At 72.9% G+C, this 18,874-nt stretch carries 16 protein-coding genes and 1 pseudogene; 7 read left to right on the top strand and 10 right to left on the bottom strand.

Annotation, left to right across the window (positions count from 1 at the left end):
• Positions 1 to 232: 232 nt before the first annotated feature.
• Both AB0L21_RS05555 and AB0L21_RS05560 read left to right on the top strand, forming a co-directional pair.
• Positions 233 to 439: pseudogene (locus AB0L21_RS05555) on the top strand (glycoside hydrolase); the annotation flags it as partial.
• Between the two features lie 435 nt (positions 440 to 874).
• On the top strand, positions 875 to 1,885 hold the full coding sequence (locus AB0L21_RS05560; RefSeq protein ID WP_365782602.1) for a C40 family peptidase: 1,011 nt from the start codon (positions 875 to 877) through the stop codon (positions 1,883 to 1,885).
• 39 nt (positions 1,886 to 1,924) lie between these two features.
• Here AB0L21_RS05560 and AB0L21_RS05565 read toward each other — a convergent pair whose 3' ends face one another.
• Positions 1,925 to 2,278 (bottom strand): hypothetical protein, encoded by a 354-nt coding sequence (locus AB0L21_RS05565; RefSeq protein ID WP_365782413.1) that lies wholly within the window; start codon positions 2,276 to 2,278, stop codon positions 1,925 to 1,927.
• 451 nt (positions 2,279 to 2,729) lie between these two features.
• On the opposite strand from AB0L21_RS05565, the gene AB0L21_RS05570 reads away from it, so the two are divergent.
• Positions 2,730 to 3,818: an NlpC/P60 family protein gene (locus AB0L21_RS05570; RefSeq protein WP_365782415.1), complete on the top strand. Its 1,089-nt coding sequence runs from the start codon at positions 2,730 to 2,732 to the stop codon at positions 3,816 to 3,818.
• A gap of 39 nt (positions 3,819 to 3,857) precedes the next feature.
• Here AB0L21_RS05570 and AB0L21_RS05575 read toward each other — a convergent pair whose 3' ends face one another.
• Both AB0L21_RS05575 and AB0L21_RS05580 read right to left on the bottom strand, forming a co-directional pair.
• On the bottom strand, positions 3,858 to 4,601 hold the full coding sequence (locus AB0L21_RS05575) for a response regulator transcription factor (RefSeq protein ID WP_365707699.1): 744 nt from the start codon (positions 4,599 to 4,601) through the stop codon (positions 3,858 to 3,860).
• Positions 4,598 to 5,884 (bottom strand): PspC domain-containing protein, encoded by a 1,287-nt coding sequence (locus AB0L21_RS05580; protein ID WP_365707701.1) that lies wholly within the window; start codon positions 5,882 to 5,884, stop codon positions 4,598 to 4,600. The genes AB0L21_RS05575 and AB0L21_RS05580 overlap by 4 nt, the downstream gene beginning before the upstream one ends.
• 221 nt (positions 5,885 to 6,105) lie before the next feature.
• Here AB0L21_RS05580 and AB0L21_RS05585 point away from each other — a divergent pair, with 221 nt between their 5' ends.
• Positions 6,106 to 7,548, top strand: coding sequence for a PspC domain-containing protein (locus AB0L21_RS05585; protein WP_365782417.1), 1,443 nt, complete (start codon positions 6,106 to 6,108; stop codon positions 7,546 to 7,548).
• Entirely contained in the window at positions 7,535 to 7,750 is a 216-nt protein-coding gene (locus AB0L21_RS05590) for a hypothetical protein (RefSeq protein WP_365782419.1), read from the top strand. Before AB0L21_RS05585 ends, AB0L21_RS05590 begins: the two co-directional genes overlap by 14 nt.
• On the opposite strand, the gene AB0L21_RS05595 is transcribed toward AB0L21_RS05590, so the two are convergent.
• The 4 genes from AB0L21_RS05595 to AB0L21_RS05610 all read right to left on the bottom strand — a co-directional run bounded on the left by AB0L21_RS05595 (position 7,741) and on the right by AB0L21_RS05610 (position 11,696).
• Entirely contained in the window at positions 7,741 to 8,268 is a 528-nt protein-coding gene (locus tag AB0L21_RS05595) for a DoxX family protein (protein WP_365782421.1), read from the bottom strand. The two genes, AB0L21_RS05590 and AB0L21_RS05595, sit on opposite strands and share 10 nt — an antisense overlap.
• Before the next feature lie 142 nt (positions 8,269 to 8,410).
• A complete protein-coding gene (locus tag AB0L21_RS05600; RefSeq protein WP_365782422.1) occupies positions 8,411 to 8,623 on the bottom strand; it encodes a hypothetical protein in 213 nt (70 codons plus the stop codon).
• Positions 8,624 to 9,414: 791 nt separating this feature from the next.
• Complete coding sequence (locus AB0L21_RS05605; RefSeq protein WP_365707711.1) at positions 9,415 to 10,695, bottom strand: hypothetical protein; 1,281 nt, start codon at positions 10,693 to 10,695, stop codon at positions 9,415 to 9,417.
• Positions 10,696 to 10,901: 206 nt separating this feature from the next.
• A complete protein-coding gene (locus AB0L21_RS05610) occupies positions 10,902 to 11,696 on the bottom strand; it encodes a class II aldolase/adducin family protein (RefSeq protein WP_365707713.1) in 795 nt (264 codons plus the stop codon).
• 140 nt (positions 11,697 to 11,836) lie between these two features.
• Between AB0L21_RS05610 and AB0L21_RS05615 the strand changes: the two genes are divergently transcribed.
• Positions 11,837 to 12,313: a pyridoxamine 5'-phosphate oxidase family protein gene (locus AB0L21_RS05615; protein ID WP_365707715.1), complete on the top strand. Its 477-nt coding sequence runs from the start codon at positions 11,837 to 11,839 to the stop codon at positions 12,311 to 12,313.
• Positions 12,314 to 12,496: 183 nt separating this feature from the next.
• Here AB0L21_RS05615 and guaA read toward each other — a convergent pair whose 3' ends face one another.
• A complete protein-coding gene (gene guaA / locus AB0L21_RS05620; protein WP_365711534.1) occupies positions 12,497 to 14,077 on the bottom strand; it encodes a glutamine-hydrolyzing GMP synthase in 1,581 nt (526 codons plus the stop codon).
• Between the two features lie 278 nt (positions 14,078 to 14,355).
• Here guaA and AB0L21_RS05625 point away from each other — a divergent pair, with 278 nt between their 5' ends.
• On the top strand, positions 14,356 to 14,637 hold the full coding sequence (locus AB0L21_RS05625) for a chorismate mutase (protein ID WP_365711532.1): 282 nt from the start codon (positions 14,356 to 14,358) through the stop codon (positions 14,635 to 14,637).
• Between the two features lie 497 nt (positions 14,638 to 15,134).
• Here the strand turns inward: AB0L21_RS05625 and AB0L21_RS05630 are convergent, their stop codons facing one another.
• Together AB0L21_RS05630 and AB0L21_RS05635 are read right to left on the bottom strand one after the other, a co-directional pair.
• On the bottom strand, positions 15,135 to 16,940 hold the full coding sequence (locus tag AB0L21_RS05630) for a GMC family oxidoreductase (RefSeq protein ID WP_365782424.1): 1,806 nt from the start codon (positions 16,938 to 16,940) through the stop codon (positions 15,135 to 15,137).
• 233 nt (positions 16,941 to 17,173) lie between these two features.
• Complete coding sequence (locus tag AB0L21_RS05635) at positions 17,174 to 18,787, bottom strand: succinic semialdehyde dehydrogenase (protein ID WP_365704670.1); 1,614 nt, start codon at positions 18,785 to 18,787, stop codon at positions 17,174 to 17,176.
• Positions 18,788 to 18,874: the final 87 nt, after the last annotated feature.

Below are 18,874 nucleotides of genomic sequence, written 5' to 3' on the forward strand. Positions count from 1 at the left end.
CTCCGGCGAACGTCGCCGGGCCGCGCGGCCTCCGCCGCATCCGGCGCGCCCCGCACGGTGCCCGGAGCCGGGGACCCACCGATCCTGGGGTGAATCGGCCGACTCCCGCCCGGGACGACGCCGTAGGGCAACCCTTCCGAGCACCGCCCGAACCTCCCGGACCCCTGATCGAAGGCCTGGGCACCCCCACCACTGACCCCGGTAGGCGGCAGTACGGAAGGAGTCGCCTCCCTTGGCGTCGCACCGCAAGCCGCGCCCCGGCGGAACCCAGGGAGCGGGCGCCCGCACCCCCGCTCTCGCCACCGCCGCCCTCACCTCCGTGGCCGTACTCTCCCAGACGGCCGATGCCACACCCTCGCCCGTTACGGGCCGGCCGAGCCAGGAGGAGATCGAACGCAAGATCGACGACTTCTACCGCCGAGCGGAATCGGCGGCGGAGACGTCGACTGCGGGCAGGGACGGGGGCAGGGGCGGTCGGGGAGCCGGGCGAGCCGACCGGGACGCCGGGCGGGGCGAGCGCGGGGCCGGGGATGCCGGCCGGAGGGCCGGGCGGGCCGACCGAGGGGGCCGGCGAGCCGAACGGGGAGTTGGACGGGACGACCGGGGGATCCGAAGCGGCGACCAGGGAACCGGGCGAGCCGATCCGGGTGCGGAGTGGACCGGACAAGGGGCCGGGTGGACCGGACAAGGGGCCGGGTGGGCCGGACGTGGAGGAGCCGGTCGGGCTGCGCGGACCGGGTGGCCCGAGGGGGCCGAGGGAGTCGAGCGGGTCGAGTCGGCCGCGGCCTCACCGCGACCCGCTGACAGCCTCCAGCGGCTCCGGGACGAGGTCGCCCGTCGTGCTCAGCACCGGGGGCTCGCCAAACAGCGGGCCATGATCCCGGTCCAGCGCGGCACCATCCCGGCACAGCGCGGCACCATCCCGGCACAGCGCGGCACCATCGGCGCCCGGGCCACGGCCGTGGCGTCGCCCGCCGGGAACGCCGTCACCGCTCACCCGGTAGCGGATACGGCCATTCCCGCGCCCCTTCGGGACACAGGTGTCGCCGCGCCCACGCCGGGCACGGCCGCCGCCCCGCCCGGCCCGGACATGGCCGGCGCCCTGTCCGCGCCGGACACCATCGCCGCACCGCCCGCGGACCGTCAGGCGGAGGTGGCCGCGAGCGGCCCGAAGGCGGCCAAGGCGACGGTGCAGAAAAAGCTCGCCCACGCGCGCGTGCTGCTGTCCCAGCGGACGGCACAGACCGCTGCCGCCCCTTCCATCGCCACGGCTGCCGCGGCCACGGCTTCCACGGCTGCGCCTTCCCCCGCCGTACCTGCCACCGCCACGGCTTCTACGGCCGCGCCTTCCACCATCACGGGCTCCACCGTCGTGCCGTCCAGCATCGCGCCGTCCAGCACCACGGCTTTCGTGACCGCCCCTCCCACGACCGCGTCTGCCACGACCGCCCCTCCCAGGACCGCCCCCTCCACCGCCCCGGCCCCAGCCGCCGCCACACCGCCCGCCGCCACACCATCCGGCACCTACGCGACCAAGGCCAGGAAGGCCATCGCCTTCGCCCGTGCCCAGGTCGGGAAGCCGTGCGTGTGGGGTGCCGCAGGCCCCGGCTCGTACGACTGCGCGGGGCTCACCCAGGCCGCCTGGAAGTCCGCCGGCGTCACCCTTCCGCGCACCGCGCGCGAGCAGGCCGACGCCGGCACCGCGGTCGCCCCCGCCGACGCCCGCCCCGGCGACCTCGTCTTCTTCCACGACGACGCCGGCCACGTCGGACTCTGCACAGGCGACGGCACGATGATCCACGCCCCGAGGCCCGGGGCGTACGTCCGCGAGGAACCGTTCTCCGGCGTCGCGGCGTCCGTCCACAGCGTGGTGCGGCCGGGCTGACCCCGCGGCGCGCCGAGGATCAGATCCAGCGGACGGCGATCAGGTCCAGAGGACTGCGATGAAGATGTTGGCCGTGGTCAGCAGGCCGACCAGTCCGAAGAGGCCCTTGTCGATCCGCTCCTCGTCGCGCTTCACATAGACCAGGCCGAGGATCACGATCAGCAGGGCGAGCTTCACGCCGATCTTGATGTTGTTGACGTGGTGGTCGTCGGCCTGGTTGAGGCCGACCAGGGCCACGCCGGTGACCAGCATGGTCAGCGCGCCGTGCAGCATCCCGGGCACGATCCTGGCCGTGCCCTGGCCCATCGCCTTCATCTGGGTGAGGAAACCGCCGAGCAGCGCGGCGATGCCGATGATGTGCAGGCCGACGAAGAGATGGATGAGTACGTCCATGGAGCCGGAGCCTAACCAGCCTCGTCCGACCCACCCGTCACCGGCCCCTCCGGCCCTCCCCTCACGGGCCCAGCGACCTTCCGTCACCACGGCCACAGGCAAACCCGGCAAGCCGACAGCCCGGCCCGCGTGATCTTGCATATATGCGCCCTATAGCACCTCACAGCCCCCGCCAGTCCCCCTTTCCGCTCTTCGGTCAGCACGCTCCGTGAAGGCGACGACTCCAATCAGCCCGCCCGGTCACATACGGTCACATCCCGGTCCGTCCAAGCCAGTTCCGTACACCGCGTTACCTACTCGTCGCCGTCCGGCCTAGCGTCCTCCCCCAGGTGACCGGCTCCCCACCGCCGCCCGGACCAGGGGCGGCAGTCGGCCACCACCGCCGAGAAAGGCCCGGCGGCGGCCCGCTCCCCCTGTGCGGGCCGCCGCGGGGCGTACCGACCGCTCGGTCGTGCGAGTCGTACGGAAGGACGTGACGGTCCAGGTGGCAGCGCACCGCAAGCGCCCGCAACGCCCGCTCAGCGGCCATACGGCCCGGACGGCCGCCACTCTCGCCCTGGCGGGCGCGGCCACCGCGACCGCCTTCGACGGGACGGGGCACGCCGAACCCCAGCTGACGCCGACGCAGGTGAAGGCCAAGGTGGAGAGCTTGTACCGGGAGGCCGAGGCTGCCACCGAGAAGTACAACGGGGTGAAGGAGAAGGCGGATGCCGGCCAGCGGCGGCTGAGCGCGCTCCAGGACGAGGTCGCCCGCAAGCAGACGAGACTCGACTCGGCCCGGGAGGCGCTGGGTTCGATCGCGGCGGCGCAGTACCGGGACGGCGGTATCGACCCGGCCTGGCAACTGGCCCTCTCCAGCGACCCCGAGCGGTATCTGGACGGCGCCGCGTTGGCTGAGCGGGCCGGTGACCGGCAGGCCGCCGCGGTCTCCCGGGTGCGCCAACAGCTGCGGGAGATCGAGCGGTTGCGCGGAGCCGCGCGCATCGAGGTGAAGTCGCTGCGGTCGCGGCAGGCGGAGCTGAGGCGGCAGAAGAAGACCGTCACCGGCAAGCTGGACGAGGCCCGGCGGCTGCTGGCGCGGCTGACTCCGCCGCAGCGGACCGAGGTCACCGGTGCCGGCGGCACGGGTGACCGCGCCTCCCGGTCGGCCACCGACGCGCGGCAGCCGCAGCGGCCCGGGTCCGCCCCGACCTCCCACGCGGCGGCGGCCGTCGCCTACGCCTACAGCAAGCTCGGCAGCCCCTATGTGTGGGGCGCCACCGGCCCGAACGCCTTCGACTGCTCGGGTCTGGTGCAGGCCGCCTACCGCTCCGCCGGCATCTCCCTGCCCCGTACCACCTACGCCCAGATCAACGCGGGCCGGCGGGTCTCCCGCTCCGAACTCCAGCCCGGGGACCTGGTGTTCTTCTACTCCGGGATCAGTCACGTCGGCATCTACGTGGGCGACGGCCAGATGATCCACGCCCCCAACCCGTCGGCACCGGTCCGTCTCGCCCCGGTCGACCAGATGCCGTTCGCCGGGGCGACGAGGGTGGAGTGAGGGGCGGCTGCGGGGTGAGCCAGGGCGGGGCCGTAGGGGTCAGACCAGCCGGCGCGCGGTCGCCCAGCGGGTCAGTTCGTGCCGGTTGGACAGCTGGAGCTTGCGCAGGACCGCCGAGACATGGGACTCGACCGTCTTCACGGAGATGAACAGCTGCTTGGCGATCTCCTTGTAGGCGTAGCCCCGGGCGATCAGGCGCAGCACCTCGCGTTCCCGCTGGGTGAGGCGGTCCAGGTCCTCGTCCACGGGCGGGGCGTCGGTGGAGGCGAAGGCGTCCAGGACGAACCCGGCCAGCCGCGGGGAGAAGACGGCGTCGCCCTCCTGGACGCGGAAGATCGAGTCGACCAGGTCGGTGCCGGTGATGGTCTTGGTGACATAGCCGCGGGCGCCGCCGCGGATCACCCCGATGACGTCCTCCGCCGCGTCCGACACGGACAGGGCGAGGAAGCGGACCGGCTGCTCGGCGTCCGTCATCAACGCCGCGCACCGGCGCAGCACTTCGACCCCGCCTCCGCCCGGCAGGTGGACGTCGAGCAGGACCACCTCGGGCCGGGTGGCGGTGATGACCGCGACCGCCTGGTCGACGTCCGCGGCCTCGCCGACCACCTCGACCCCGGTCTCGGCGGTCTGGCCGATCTCGGCCTGGACGCCGGTGCGGAACATCCGGTGGTCGTCCACGAGCACCACCCGTACGTGCCGCCCGCCCGCGCCGCCGCCCGTCCGGCCGGACTCGGCCGCCTCCGCCGCTCCCGCCGTGCCGTTCGCCTCGGTCGCGTCACTCATGACGTCTCCGCCCTCTCCATCTCCAGCTCGACCTCGGTGCCGCCGCCCGGCACCGCCCGCAGCCGGGCCGTGCCGCCGTTGCGCTCCATGCGGCCGATGATCGATTCTCTGACACCCATGCGGTCGGCGGGTATCGCGTCGAGGTCGAAGCCGGGGCCGCGGTCCCGCACGGACACGAAGACCGTCCGTCCCTCGACTTCGGCGTAGACCTGTATGGCACCGCCCTCGCCACCGTACTTGGCGGCGTTCACCATCGCCTCGCGCGCGGCCTGCATCTGTGCACCGGTCTTCTCGTCGAGCGGGCAGTCGCCGACGATCACGACCTCGATGGGCACGCCGTGCTTGTCCTCCACCTCGGCGGCGTTGCGGCGCACCGCCTCGGCGACCGTGTCCGGTTCGTCGGCCTCGTCCTTGCCGGTGCCCTCCGGCTTGTACAGCCAGGTGCGCAGGTCACGCTCCTGGGCGCGGGCGAGGCGGCGCACCTCGCCCGCGTTGTCGGCGTTGCGCTGGATCAGGGTGAGGGTGTGCAGCACGGAATCGTGGACATGGGCGGCGACCTCGGCGCGTTCCTGGGCGCGGATGCGCATCAGGCGCTCCTCGGACAGGTCCTGGGTCATGCGGACCAGGTAGGGGCCGGCGAGCAGGGTGATGCCGACGAGGACGGCGAGCGCGGCCTGCAGGACGGCGCCGAGGTGGGCGGTCGAGCCCTGCAGGACGAAGATGGCGGAGACACCGGCCGTGACGAGCAGGACACCGCCGGCCGCGCGGAGCAGGGTGAGGGTGCGGCGCCGGCGGCCGGCCTCGGCCCAGCGGGCCCGGCGGGCGTTGTCCGCCTGACGCCAGACCAGGGCGACACCGGCGGCGACGAGCACGGCGGGCACCAGATACGCCTTGGTCGCGCTGCCCAGGTTCACGCTGCCCACGAAGACCACGGACACGATGACCATGAGGAGCAGCGCGACGATCTGTCCCCGGTCCGGCTTGCGGGCCACCAGTCTGCGGCGGCCGTCCGGCGAGGTCTCCGTGCCCACCAGCGACGGCTTCTGGTCGCCGACGCCGCCGATGCCGAGCGGCACGAAGAACCAGAACGCGGCGTACAGCAGCGCTCCGAGTCCGTCGGCCATGAACAGGCCGACGAAGACGAGCCGCACCCACACGACGGGCAGCCCGAGGTGCCCGGCGAGGCCCCGCGCCACTCCGCCGAGCCAGCGTCCGTCGCTGCTGCGGTAGAGCTTGCGCGGGGGCCGCGGGTCGTCGAGTGGCAGGCTTGCGGCTTCCGGCATGCCAACGATGGTCACACGGGCGGCGCGAGGGGGCATCAGGGTCGGCCCCCGAGACGCCCCTGATGTTCCGTCGGGGCCGGTCCGGGCGGGCGGTTCGGCGGGGCGTTGCGCGGCGGTCGTGCCGCTCGAACGCTTCCCCGCCCCGTCTCAGGGCCGATTTCAGGGTTGGCCCAGGGTCGTCCCGACTGCCGCCGCGGCGGCGGGGCCGTCACCATGGACGCATGACGGATCACGAGCACGCCGCGACGGGTCCGGGACCCGGCCCCGGCCCGCGCCCGGCCCCGGGCACCGGGCCGACGGATGCCGCGCCCGCCGCGACGCAAGAGACGGGAGCGGCCGGTGCCGGCCCCGACTCCCCCACGCACGAGCCGGAGCGGCAGGAGGGCGCCGAGGTGCCCGGCAGGTTCCGGCGCGACCGCCGGCACAAGATGATCGCGGGGGTGTGCGCGGGACTCGGCCGGCAGACGGACATGGACCCCGTCATCTTCCGGATCACGCTGGCCGTTCTCTCCGCGACCGGCGGACTGGGCCTCATCTTCTACGGCTTCGCCTGGCTCCTGGTGCCGTACGAGGACGAGGAGGAGAACGAGCTGCGCAAGCTCTTCACGGGCCGGGTGGACGGCCAGGCGCTGGCCGCCGTGCTGTTCGCCCTGGTCGGCTGCGGGATCTTCCTGACGATGCTGAGGAACGGCGGGGTGCTGGCGTTCGCCACGGTGCTCTCGCTGTTGCTCGCCGGCGCGGGGTACTGGTCGCGGCGCCGTGGCGCCCCCGACCCCGACCCCCTGGCCGCCCAGGCCGCGGCCGACGCCCCGCCGGAGGCCCAGGCGCCGCCGGTGGTCACCACCTACCCCTCCTGGTGGCGGGACCCGATCGTCAAGGACGGCACCCATGTCGGCGGCACCGGCTATCTGTGGGGGCCCGGGGACGCCCGCGAGCGCGATCTCACCTCGGTCGTGGACGTCGGCATACCCATCCCCTGGGCCCACCCCGGGACGATACAGACGCCGCACGCCGCGCCCCCGAGACCGCGCGGCCCGCGCTGGATCGGCGGCTGGGTGTTCCTGCTCGCCCTGCTGGCGGGGGGCCTGGGCACGGGGCTCAGCTGGGACACGCACCCGTTGGGCACCAGCCTGCAGACGGGACTGGCGTGCATGCTCGCGGTGTTCGGGCTGGGCATCACGCTCAGCGCGTTCCTGGGCCGCACCGGGGCCGGCACGGTGTTCCTGGCGCTGGTCACGGCGGGGCTGCTCGCGGGGGCGGCGGCGCTGCCCCGGGACATCACCACCGACTGGCGGGAGACGTCCTGGAAGCCGGTCGCCGCGGCCCATGTGCGGTCCGGGTACGACCTCGGCACCGGGCGGGGCACCTTGGACCTGACCCGGGTGCACCCGGCCAGGGGTCAGACGGTCGCGACGGACGCCCGGGTGGGCGCGGGACAGCTGAAGGTGATCGTGCCGGTGGACGCGGCGGTGCGGCTGAGCATCGATGTGGGGGTGGGCGACATCCGGTTGCCCGGGGACAGCGGGAAGGACGTGGACGTGCAGCCCGGCAGGCACAAGGAGGTGACGCTGGCGCCGGCCAAGGGTGCCGGGAAGGGCGGCACGCTGGATCTGACGCTCGGCGTCGGAGTGGGACAGGTGGAGGTCAGCCGTGCTGCGTCATGAGTTCCAGCCCGGGAAGCTGGTCGCCGGGCTCTTCCTCACCGCCACCGCTGTGGCCTTCGCGGGGGACGCGGGCGGTCTGTGGGAGACACCGTGGTTCGCGGTCGTCCCGCTGGTCGTGGGCGGGCTCTGCCTGGCCGGCGCCACGGCGGCGCTGACCCGGGGCATACGCAGACGGGGCGGCGCCGGGAGCGGTCAGCGGTAGCCGCCGGTCAGTCGACGTCGGGCCCGCCAGGCGGCGTCGACGGAGAGGTAGGGGGTGCCGGCGAGGATCAGGGGGAGCCAGGCCATCAGGTAGGCCAGGTCGTTGCCGTAGTAGTAGGGGGTGGTCGCCCAGCTCACCGTCAGCCAGAGGCTGAGGGAGATCAGCGCGCCGCCGAGTGCGGCCAGCCGGCCGAACAGGCCGAGCAGGATGCCGATGCCGACGGCCAGTTCACCGAGGGCGATGGCGTAGCCGAAGCCGACCGGGCTCTTCAAGGCCAGGTCGACCAGGGCCGGGAGGGCGGCGGAGTCGCGGGCCGCGCGCATGGTGTTGCCGATGGAGCCGGCGCCGCCGGACTTCATGAACGCGCTGTCGGTGAGCTTGTCCACACCGGCGTAGAGGAAGGTGATGCCCAGGAAGACGCGCAGTGGCAGCAGGGCGTAGTGGCCGGCGGTGTCCCGCCAGGTGCGGTGGCCGTCCAGCCGGGTGGTGCGCATGTCCGTCCGCATCCCGTGAGTCATCGCTGCCAGCCGCCTCTCGCCCGCCGAAGCACCCCTCACGTGACCATACGTATGACGAAGGGAGCCCGTTCAATCCTGTCCTGAACGATTTTCCAGATTTCGGGCGTCGGCGTGAACGGTGGGGGCGGGCTTCCTGTGGGCCTCACACGGGCCTCACGTGGCCTTGGCGCGCGATGCGGTTCAGGGCGAGACCCGGGCGGCGGTCGGCCGGCCCATCGGTCGATCGGGTGAGCCCGATCTCCTCCGCCGGTCGTCGCGGGTGGACGTCGACCGCGGACTCCAGGTGCTCGGCCAGTGCCGCCGCGGCCTGCGGCACCCGCCGCCGCGCCAGGAACCCCGTCACGACGGCAGCCACGGCGGCCGGCCACCAGAAGTGCCGAGCACGGCACGGCAGGCGGCCCGGACGGGCCTGTGACGGCAGTGTCGAAGCGGATCCGGACGGTGCGCGGGGACTCGGTCCGGTCGTCCTCCGGCGGCACCATCCACAACCGGGGCCGGCGGGCGGCGAGGTCGATGCCGTACGGGGTGCCCACGCGGACGACGGTGGCCGCGAGCCGGCCGAGCGTACGTGGTCCGCGCCGGCCGCGCGGGCGAGAGGTGCACACGGCGGACGGTCGACGCGTCGATCTCCTGGCGGGCGAACTCCTGGCGGACGTCCGCTGTCCGGTCGCGGGCCGGACGGGTGATGCGCAGTCGGTCGCGAGGTGGGCCGGCGGGCGGAGCGGGCCAGTCTCCCGTCCGGATCCGTACGACGCCGTCGCCGCACGTCGGTACCAGCGTGCCGACGGCCACGGCGGCGAGCCGTTCGCCGGTGGGCCGGTGCGCCGCTGTCGTCGCCCAGTGGCCAGCGAGGGCGCCCTCGCGCAGCCGGGTCTCCTGCGGCTCCGGGCCCAGCGCCAGACCGGTCAGCTCGGCCCAGGCAGCAACTCGGTCGGCGTCAGGCGGAAGCCCGCGCGGGGCACCTGGCGTGACGGGACCACGCGGATGCCCCACCCGTGGGCGCAGCGCAGGCGGATGCGGATGTTCTCGGTGGGCGTGAGTGCGGTGGCGCGGTACCGGCGATGTTCTGCTCGGTTGGCGGCAACTGCACCGAGGATCACGGCAGGAGCCGGGCGAAGCTCGAAAACCCGGCCGTGGGCGGGTCGTTCACTCCGTCACCTGGACGACGCACCGGTTGGTCGCCACCCCGGCCGCGGTCACCACCTGCACCTCCACCGCGCCGGGCTCCACCTCGGCCGGCACGGGCACGGTCAGGGCGTTGTCGGTGGGGTTGCGGAAGCCGCCCGTGACCGGGACCAGGGGGACGTGGACGTCGACCGCGCCGATGCGGACGACCATGCGGGAGAGCCGGTCGGCGCTCTGGGCGCCGGGCGGGACGAAGCCGCTGCCGCGGATCTCGATGTCGTCGCCGGTGCGGATCGGGCCGTCGAGGTCGCCGGGTTCGCGGGCGCGGACCACCGAGAGGATCACCGGCCGGCCGCCCTCGGCGTATTTGCCGGCCAGGTAGGTCGCGGCCGAGATCAGCACGATCACGCCCAGGCCCCAGGGCAGGTCGGGCAGCTGGTCGGGGCGGCGGGCCAGTCGTACGGCGGCGAACAGCAGGGCGACGGCGCTGATGACGACGTACTGGATGTCGGTGAAGGCGCCCCGGCCGGAGTCGTCGGTGAGCAGGTCGGCGGCGCGCGGACGGTGGGCGGGCACCTTCTGCAGCCGCTGGGCGAGGATGCGCAGGCCCACCACCCGGCGGACCAGGACGGCGACGCCGCACACCACGGCGAGGACGGTCACCACGCCCGCGCCGCGCGCCAGGTCGAGGCCGGAGAGCAGCGCGTCGCGTTCGGCGTGGTCGGAGGCGGCGGCCAGGCGGGCGGCGAGCAGCAGGACCGCGTACGCGACGAACAGGACCCAGCAGGCGGCGACGGTACGGGAGGTGGAGACGCGGTTGTCCTCGCCGATCACCGGTGCGAGCGCGCCGCCGCGCGCCCGGTGGAAGAAACAGGCGGTGGTGAGCGCGGCGGCGACGAGGAGCGCGGCGAGCAGGGCCGCGGTGCGGGCGCCGGTCCAGCCCGCGCCGATCGCGGTGAGCGCCTCGGCGAGCAGCAGCGCGGTGACCGCGCCCCACACCGCGTACACCGTCCGCAGCCACAGCCGGGCGAGCCGGGCCGCGCCCTCGGTCCGGCTCTGTTCGGCGACGGCCTCGGCCCGCTGGGTCAGTTCCTCGGAGACCCACTGGCGCGACGCGGAGGCCGAGTGGGCCACGGCCGCCGGCAGTCCCCGGCCGGCGGCGAACTCGTCGCGCCGGCGCAGGAACGCGGCCACGGCCCGCCGGTGTCCCTCGCGGGCGCCGTGCGGGCAGTCACCGCAGGTGCAGCCGCCCTCGTGGACGCCGTCGGCGTCCGTGTGCCCTCTCGCCTCCTGCACCGCCACGCCCGACGCCCGCCTTCCCCGCGACCTGCCGATCCGCCGCCGCCACCCGCAGTGTGCGTGACGGCCGGCCACCTCCCCTGTGCTGCCAGCGAATTGTGCCCTACCCCGGGCCCTTTGGTGCGCCGGGGCCGGGTCACCGGGGGTGAAGCCGGGACCGCCGTGTTGACCCGGCGGCGGATCAGGCACTGCCGCACCGCTGCGGCAGGTCAGCCGAGCAGGTCCGGTTCGCTGCGGCTGATGTCCTGCCACAGGGGCTGGTAGTTGATCCAGGCCACGAGGTCGCCGCCGAGCTGTTCGCGGGTGGCGACGGCGAGCTTGTGGTCGATGAGCACCGGCCGGCCCGCCGCCCTGGCCAGCAGCTGCACCTGGCAGGACCGGTCCAGGGACAGGAACCACCATGCGGCCGCGTCCACCGAGTCGCCGACGGTGAGCAGCCCGTGGTTGCGCAGCACGAGGGCCTTGCGGGAGCCGAGCGCGCCGGCGATCCGGCGGCCCTCCTCGGCGTCCACGGTGACGCCGGTGTAGGCGTCGTACAGGGCGAGGTCCTCGTAGAAGGCGCAGCTCTCCTGGGTGATGGGGTCGATGAGGTCGCCGAGGGCGGCGAGGGCGCGGCCGTGCACGGAGTGGCAGTGGGCGACGGCGACGACGTCGGGGCGGGCGGCGTGCACCTGGGCGTGCACGGTGAACGCGGCCTGGTTGACGTGGTAGCGGCCCTCGACGACCTGCCCGTCCTGGTTGACGAGGACGAGATCGGCGACGGTGACGTGCTTGAACGGCATCCCGAAGGGGTTGACCCAGTAGCAGTCGGTGAACTCCGGGTCCCGGGCCGTGATGTGTCCCGACACTCCGTCCTCGAAGCCCGCCCGCCCGAAGATCCGCAGGGCGCCCGCGAGCCGCTCCTTGCGGTGCCGGCGCTCGTCCTCGGCCGAGTCGTGCATCGGCGGCATGGCGAACTGCAGCTGGTGGGTGGGCAGCGGCAGGGGCGGGTTGGGCCCGTGCATGGATCCTCCCGTACGGGGATTGCGGTACGCGCCGGAAGGTACCGCCGGCCGGCGCAAAAGGGCAGAGCCGTGCGGTAAAGATGCCGTGCGCCGCGCATATCCGACAGGAGATGTCGGGATTCCCGGGGAGACTGCCGCGCATGACCCCTGTGAACTGGGCGGCCTTCCGCACCGCCGTACCCGATCTGGCGAAGATCGCCGAGGAGCGCTTCGGCGCCTACCGGCACCATGTCCTCGCGACGCTCCGCAAGGACGGCTCGCCCCGCACCTGCGGGATCGAGGTCCGTTTCCTGGGCGGGGAGCTGTGGCTCGGCATGATGCCGGGCTCGGTGAAAGCCCTCGACCTGCGCCGCGACCCCCGGTTCACCCTCCAGGCCAACCCGGGCGCGGGAACGGACATGGGCGGCGGCGACGTCCGGATCGGCGGACGGGCGTACGAGGTCCAGGACGGCGAGGCCCGGGACGCCTACGTGAAAGAGGTGGAACCGCCGCAGCCGTTCCACCTCTTCCGCACCGAGCTGACGGAGGTCGTACGGACCTGCGTCGAGGACGACACGTATCTGGTCACCCAGGTCTGGAGGCCCGGAGAGCCGGTGCGCGCTCTCAAGCGGACCTAGGTCCTGTCGTCAAACTCCCGTCGTCCGCCCGGAGGACGGGCCGCGCGGCGTCAGGTGCGTGCTCTCGGCGTGCCGGGCCCCGGCCCTCGTACTGGATGTACTTGGGTCGGGGCCCGGTGCGGCGAGAGTGCGTGCATGGCGTCGCGCGGCAGACGGGAGTTTGACGACAGGGCCTAGGGAGGACTACTCCCACTCGATCGTGCCCGGCGGCTTGCTCGTCACGTCGAGGACGACCCGGTTGACGTCACGGACCTCGTTGGTGATGCGGGTGGAGATCCTCGCCAGCACGTCGTACGGCAGACGCGACCAGTCGGCCGTCATCGCGTCCTCGGAGGAGACCGGGCGCAGGACGATGGGGTGGCCGTAGGTGCGGCCGTCGCCCTGGACGCCCACGCTGCGGACGTCGGCGAGCAGGACCACCGGGCACTGCCAGATGTCACGGTCCAGGCCGGCCGCGGTCAGCTCCTCGCGGGCGATGGCGTCGGCCTCGCGCAGCAGGTCCAGCCGCTCCTTGGTGACCTCGCCAACGATGCGGATGCCGAGGCCCGGGCCCGGGAAGGGCTGGCGCTGGACGATCTCCTCCGGCAGGCCCAGCTCCTGGCCGACCATGCGGACCTCGTCCTTGAACAGCTTGCGCAGCGGCTCGATGAGCTTGAACTCGAGGTCCTCGGGCAGGCCGCCGACGTTGTGGTGGGACTTGATGTTCGCGGTGCCGGTGCCGCCGCCGGACTCGACCACGTCGGGGTAGAGGGTGCCCTGGACCAGGAACTCCACGGCCGGGCCCTCGTCGGCGATGATCTCGGCCTGCGCCTGCTCGAAGACGCGGATGAACTCGCGGCCGATGATCTTCCGCTTCTCCTCGGGGTCGGTGACCCCGGCGAGCGCCTTGAGGAAGCGCTCCTCGGCGTCGACGACCTTCAGCTGCACGCCGGTGGCCGCGACGAAGTCCTTCTCGACCTGCTCGGTCTCGCCCTTGCGCATCAGGCCGTGATCGACGTACACGCAGGTCAGCTGGGAGCCGATGGCCTTCTGGACGAGGGCGGCGGCGACGGCGGAGTCCACGCCGCCGGACAGGCCGCAGATCGCGCGCTTGTCGCCGACCAGCTCGCGGATGGCCTCGACCTGCTCCTCGATCACGTTGCCGGTGGTCCAGTTCGGCTCCAGGCCGGCACCGCGGTACAGGAAGTGCTCCAGCACCTGCTGGCCGTGCGTGGAGTGCATGACCTCGGGGTGGTACTGGACGCCGTAGAGCTTCTTCTCGTCGTTCTCGAACGCGGCGACCGGGACGACGTCCGTGGACGCGGTGACCGCGAAGCCCTCGGGGGCGGCGGAACAGGCGTCGCCGTGCGACATCCACACGTGCTGCTCGGCCGGGGTGCCCTCGAAGAGGGTGGAGGAGTTCTTGGCGACGTGCAGGTCGGTACGGCCGTACTCACGGGCGCCGGTGTTGTCGACCGTGCCGCCGAGGGCCTGCGCCATGAGCTGGAAGCCGTAGCACATGCCGAAGACGGGGACGCCGGCCTCGAAGATCTCGCGGTCGAGGGTGGGGGCGCCCTCCTCGTACACGGACGAGGGGCCGCCGGAGAGGATGATCGCCGCGGGGTTCTTGGCGAGTATCTCGGCGACCGGCATGGTGCTGGGCACGATCTCGCTGTAGACCCGCGCCTCGCGGACGCGTCGGGCGATGAGCTGGGCGTACTGCGCGCCGAAGTCGACGACCAGGACGGTGTCGGGGGTGGCGGCAGACTGGGTCGCTGATGACACGGGGTGCCTTCTGGTGGTCGGGCGGGGGTCTGTGCTTCCGATTCTAACGGGGTGGCCGGGGGACCTCCGAGAGAAGCCGCTGTGGCATACTGACCGCATGCGCAAGCACTCGACCTTCGTCTTTACCTATGGCATCCGGCCCGCCGGCTGCCATGGTCGTGCTGCTTGAGCTGACGCCAAGCGACTTCCCAGGCGCCCCGGGCCGACAAGGCCCGGGGCGCCTGTCGTTTCTCCGGGCCGTGTCGTTCCGGGGCACTCATCCCAGCGAGGAGCCCGACATGACCACCACCGCACCGGACACCACGGCGGACGCCGCTCCGGAGGCGATCATCGCCGACGCCCGTGAGCGCATCGACGCGCTCGACGACCGGATCATCGGTCTCGTGCAGGAGCGGATGGCCGTCTCCGCCGTCGTCCAGCAGACCCGTATCGCCTCGGGCGGGCGGCGGGTGCACCTGTCCCGGGAGATGGAGATCCTCGGCCGCTACCGGGACGCGCTCGGCAAGCCCGGCACCGCCCTCGCCATGACCCTGCTGGAGCTGAGCCGGGGTCGTATCTGAGTTCGGTCCCGCTCTCACCCGTACGGCGCGTGACCGGCCCGCGCACCGCTTCGTTGAGGGGGATGTCCGTGCCAGCCAGGGGCGGGCCCGAAAGAACCACGCGTGGCTCGCTGGAGCGATGAGGCGTACGGGTCGTGCCGTACGCCGTGGGACCTCGCTCCAGGACGTGACCGGACGGCAGGGGACAGCAGCCCGGTCACCCAAGAGAACGGCCGGCTCCGGGGACGCCCGGGGCCGGCCGGCGGAACACCGACAACTGCTGCATCGGGTGCCGGCCTTACGCCGGTGCCGACTGGAAGAAGGGCCCCGCGGCCTCTCCGTCCCGCGGGGCCCTTCGCCATGCCCGCGCCCCCACGATGTGACTCAGCTCACACACAAATCGCGGGTCTCCTGAGCAACCCTTCGCGCTTTTCGCTGATCAAACCTGCCGGATCAAGAAAAACGGTGAGAGGGACCTGCCTTCGGAGGGGGATGCAGGTCCCTCTTTGCCGTTCCGGTCACTTCTTCGGCGGTACCGCCGGCATCCCCAGGAACGGCAGCCGCAGCGCGCCGAACGCGTCCGCCGGGACCGCCGGGGCCTGCGGCTCCACCGGCTTCAGCCGCTCGTACGCCGCTCCGGGCGCCGGCCGCGGGTCCTCCTCGCCCTTGTTCGGCCAGAACGACATCGCCCGCTCGGCCTGCGCGGTGATCGTCAGCGAGGGGTTCACGCCCAGGTTCGCCGAGACCGCGGCGCCGTCCACGACCGAGATGCCGGGGTGGCCGTAGAGCCGGTGGTAGGGGTCGATCACGCCCGTCTCCGGGGAGTCGCCGATGGGGCAGCCGCCGAGGAAGTGCGCGGTGAGCGGGGTGCCCATCAGCTCGCCGATGTTGCTGCCGGCGAAGCCGTTGATCTCGGCGGCGAGCGCGGAGGCGGCCTCGGTGGCGGCCCTGATCTGCTTGGGGTTCGGCGCGCCGTGCCCCTGCCGCGCGGTGAGCAGGCCCTTGCCGACCCCGCCGGGCTTCAGATAGGTGGTCAGCGAGTTGTCCAGGGACTGCATGACCAGGCCGATGATGGTCCGCTCCGACCAGCGCCGGTTGGACAGGGAACGGGCGACCAGCAGCGGGTGCCGTGCCGCGTTGGCCAGCCAGGCGAGGACGCGCGATGAGCCCTCCGCGTACGGCACCTGGAGGATGGACAGGCCGCCCATCGAGTTGGAGCCCTTGCCGTAGCGGACCGGTTCGATGTGGGTGTTCTCGTCGGGGTGGATCGAGGATGTGATGGCGACGCCCTGCGTGAAGTCGGCCCGCGGCGCGCCGGTCGCCCCGCGGTAGCGGCGGTTGTCGGTCTGTGCGCCGACCAGGGCCTCGGAGTTGGTGCGGGTCAGGTCGCCGAGCCGGGCGGACAGGTACGGCAGCTGGCCACCGGCCTTCATGCGGTGCAGCAGGGTCTGGGTGCCGTAGGTGCCGGCCGCGAGGACCACCTTGCGGGCGGTGAAGAGCCGGCCCTCGCCCTTCTTCTTCCGGTCCGTCGGCAGGGTCGCCACCGCGTAGCCGCCGCGGGAGTCGTCCGTGACGGACACGACCGTCGTCATGGGGTGGACGACCGCGCCGGCCTTCTCGGCGAGGTACAGGTAGTTCTCGTTGAGGGTGTTCTTCGCGCCGTGCCGGCAGCCGGTCATGCACTCGCCGCACTCGGTGCAGGCCTTCCGGTCGGGGCCGGCCCCGCCGAAGTACGGGTCGTTCACCTGCTCGCCGGGCCGGGCCTTCGCCGTGCCGTCGGCGTCCTTGCCGTCACCGAAGAACACGCCCACCGGGGCGAGATGGAAGGTGTCGCCGACGCCCATCCGCTCGGCCGCCGCCTTCAGGTGGACGTCGGAGGGGGTCATGGTGGGGTTGAGCCGCACGCCGAGCATGCGCTGGGCCTGGTCGTAGTACGGCTTCAGCTCCTCCTGCCAGTCGGTGATGTGCCGCCACTGGGGGTCCTCGAAGAAGGGCTTCGGCGGCACGTAGAGGGTGTTGGCGTAGTTGAGGGAGCCGCCGCCGACGCCCGCGCCGGCCAGCACCATCACGTTGCCCAGCAGATGGATGCGCTGGATGCCGAACATGCCGAGTCTCGGGGCCCAGAGGTAGTTCTTCAGATCCCAGGAGTTCCTGGGCAGCGTGGCGCGGGTGAAGCGGCGTCCGGCTTCCAGTACCCCGACCCTGTATCCCCTCTCGGTGAGCCGGAGGGCGGACACCGAGCCGCCGAACCCCGATCCGACGACGATCACGTCGTAGTCGTACCCGTCCTCGTCCCGGGTCTGGACAGACTTCTCCTGCGACACGTGCTCTCCTCGTCGAGAACGGGTGTGGTGCGAAGGGGCGCTGGGCGGAGGTGCCTCTAGGCCCTGTCGTCAAACTCCCGTCTGCCGCGCGACGCCATGCACGCACTCTCGCCGCACCGGGCCCCGACCCAAGTACATCCAGTACGAGGGCCCGGGCCCGGCACGCCGAGAGCACGCACCTGACGCCGCGCGGCCCGCCCTCCGGGCGGACGACGGGAGTTTGACGACAGGACCTAGCGGAACCGGAATGCCTTCATCAGCTTCAGGCTCGTGCTCATGAAGCGGGCGTAGGACTCGTCGTCCATCCCGAGCGAAGGCGCCATCGGCAGCAGCCGCTGCTGCGCCACCGTCTGGGCCTCCGTGTACTTGAGGATGCCCTCGGAGCCGTGGCGGCGGCCCAGGCCGGAGTCCTTCATGCCGCCCATCGGGGACTGGACGCTGCCGTAGGCCGGGGCGTAGCCCTCGTTGACGTTGACCGTGCCGGTGCGCAGGCGGGCGGCGACGTCCCGGCCGCGGCGGGCGTTCGCCGTCCACACGGAGGCGTTCAGGCCGTACGGCGTGGCGTTGGCGCGTTCGACGGCCTCGTCGTCGCTCTTGAAGCGGTAGACGGAGACGACCGGGCCGAAGGTCTCCTCCTCGCAGACGGCCATGGAGGTCTCGACGCCGTCGAGGATGGTGGGCTCGAAGAAGTAGGGGCCGATGTCGGGACGGGCCACCCCGCCGGCGATCACCTTCGCGCCCTTGGCGACGGCCTCCTCGACGTGCCGCCGCACGGTCTCCAGCTGGCGTTCGCCGACCAGCGAGCCCATGTCGGCGCCGTAGGCGAGGGAGTTGCCGAGCCGCATGGCCTTGGTGCGGGCGGCGAACCGCTCCAGGAAGGCGTCGGCGATCGACTCGTGGACGTACAGCCGCTCGATGGAGATGCACAGCTGGCCGGCGGAGGAGAAGCAGGCGCGTACGGCTCCGGCGGCGGCCTTCTCGATGTCGGCGTCCTCCAGCACCAGCATGGCGTTCTTGCCGCCGAGTTCGAGGGAGACGCCGACCAGGCGGGAGGCGGCGCCGACGGCGACCTCGCGGCCGGTGCGGGTGGAGCCGGTGAAGGAGACGTAGTCGGCGTGCTTGACCAGCTCCGGGCCGACGACGGGACCCTCGCCGAGGACGACCTGGAAGACGCCCTCGGGCAGGCCGGCCTCGATGAGCAGGTCACGGGCCCACAGCGCGGTGAGGCAGGTCTCCGTGTCCGGCTTCATCACCACGGCGTTGCCGGCGGCGAAGGCGGGCAGGGCGTCGCCGACGGACAGCTCCAGCGGGTAGTTCCAGGGGGCGATCTGGCCCACCACCCCGCGCGGGTGGCGCAGTTCGGTGACCTTCGTCAGCGTCGGCATGGCGCCCGCGTGCCGCTTGGGCTTCAGATAGGCGGCGGCCCGGCGGCCGTAGTGGCGGGCCGCGACGGCGACGGCCTGCACCTCCTCGTGCGCGTGCAGGCGGGCCTTGCCGGTCTCCAGCTGGATCAGGTCGAGGACCTCGGCCTGCCGCTCCAGCACCAGGTCGTGGAAGCGGAGCAGGACCGCGGCGCGCTGCCGTACCGGGGTCTTCGCCCACACGGCCTGGGCGGCGCGGGCCGCCTCGAAGGCCTCGGCGACGTCCTTCGGGGTGGACTCGGGCAGGTCGGCCAGTTTCTCGCCGGTGAACGGGGTGTGGTTGGCGGTGCGGCCGGAGCCGACGACGCCCTTGGTGAGCTGGGCCACCAACTCCGGGGTGACCACGTCGGCGGCGGTGCGGGCGCCTTCGGGGGCGGGCGCGAGCGGATTGGTACCGGCGATGTCCGGGGCCTGCGTGTCCGTCATGACGCGCAGGGTATGCCGCGGCGGGGGCTTTGTGTACCCGTCGGTAATGGGGATTCACCGAGTGCTCACACAGTGCCAGTCATCACT

This window comes from Streptomyces sp. NPDC052721, assembly GCF_040678315.1.
Taxonomy (GTDB): domain Bacteria; phylum Actinomycetota; class Actinomycetes; order Streptomycetales; family Streptomycetaceae; genus Streptomyces.

Coding starts and splice junctions, on each gene's coding strand:
- AB0L21_RS05610 (WP_365707713.1), bottom strand. CDS start 11,696: ATGCACGGGCCCAACCCGCCCCTGCCGCTGCCCACCCACCAGCTGCAG.
- AB0L21_RS05565 (WP_365782413.1), bottom strand. CDS start 2,278: ATGGACGTACTCATCCATCTCTTCGTCGGCCTGCACATCATCGGCATC.
- AB0L21_RS05615 (WP_365707715.1), top strand. CDS start 11,837: ATGACCCCTGTGAACTGGGCGGCCTTCCGCACCGCCGTACCCGATCTG.
- AB0L21_RS05560 (WP_365782602.1), top strand. CDS start 875: ATGATCCCGGTCCAGCGCGGCACCATCCCGGCACAGCGCGGCACCATC.
- AB0L21_RS05575 (WP_365707699.1), bottom strand. CDS start 4,601: ATGAGTGACGCGACCGAGGCGAACGGCACGGCGGGAGCGGCGGAGGCG.
- AB0L21_RS05595 (WP_365782421.1), bottom strand. CDS start 8,268: ATGACTCACGGGATGCGGACGGACATGCGCACCACCCGGCTGGACGGC.
- AB0L21_RS05585 (WP_365782417.1), top strand. CDS start 6,106: ATGACGGATCACGAGCACGCCGCGACGGGTCCGGGACCCGGCCCCGGC.
- AB0L21_RS05580 (WP_365707701.1), bottom strand. CDS start 5,884: ATGCCGGAAGCCGCAAGCCTGCCACTCGACGACCCGCGGCCCCCGCGC.
- AB0L21_RS05635 (WP_365704670.1), bottom strand. CDS start 18,787: ATGACGGACACGCAGGCCCCGGACATCGCCGGTACCAATCCGCTCGCG.
- AB0L21_RS05625 (WP_365711532.1), top strand. CDS start 14,356: ATGACCACCACCGCACCGGACACCACGGCGGACGCCGCTCCGGAGGCG.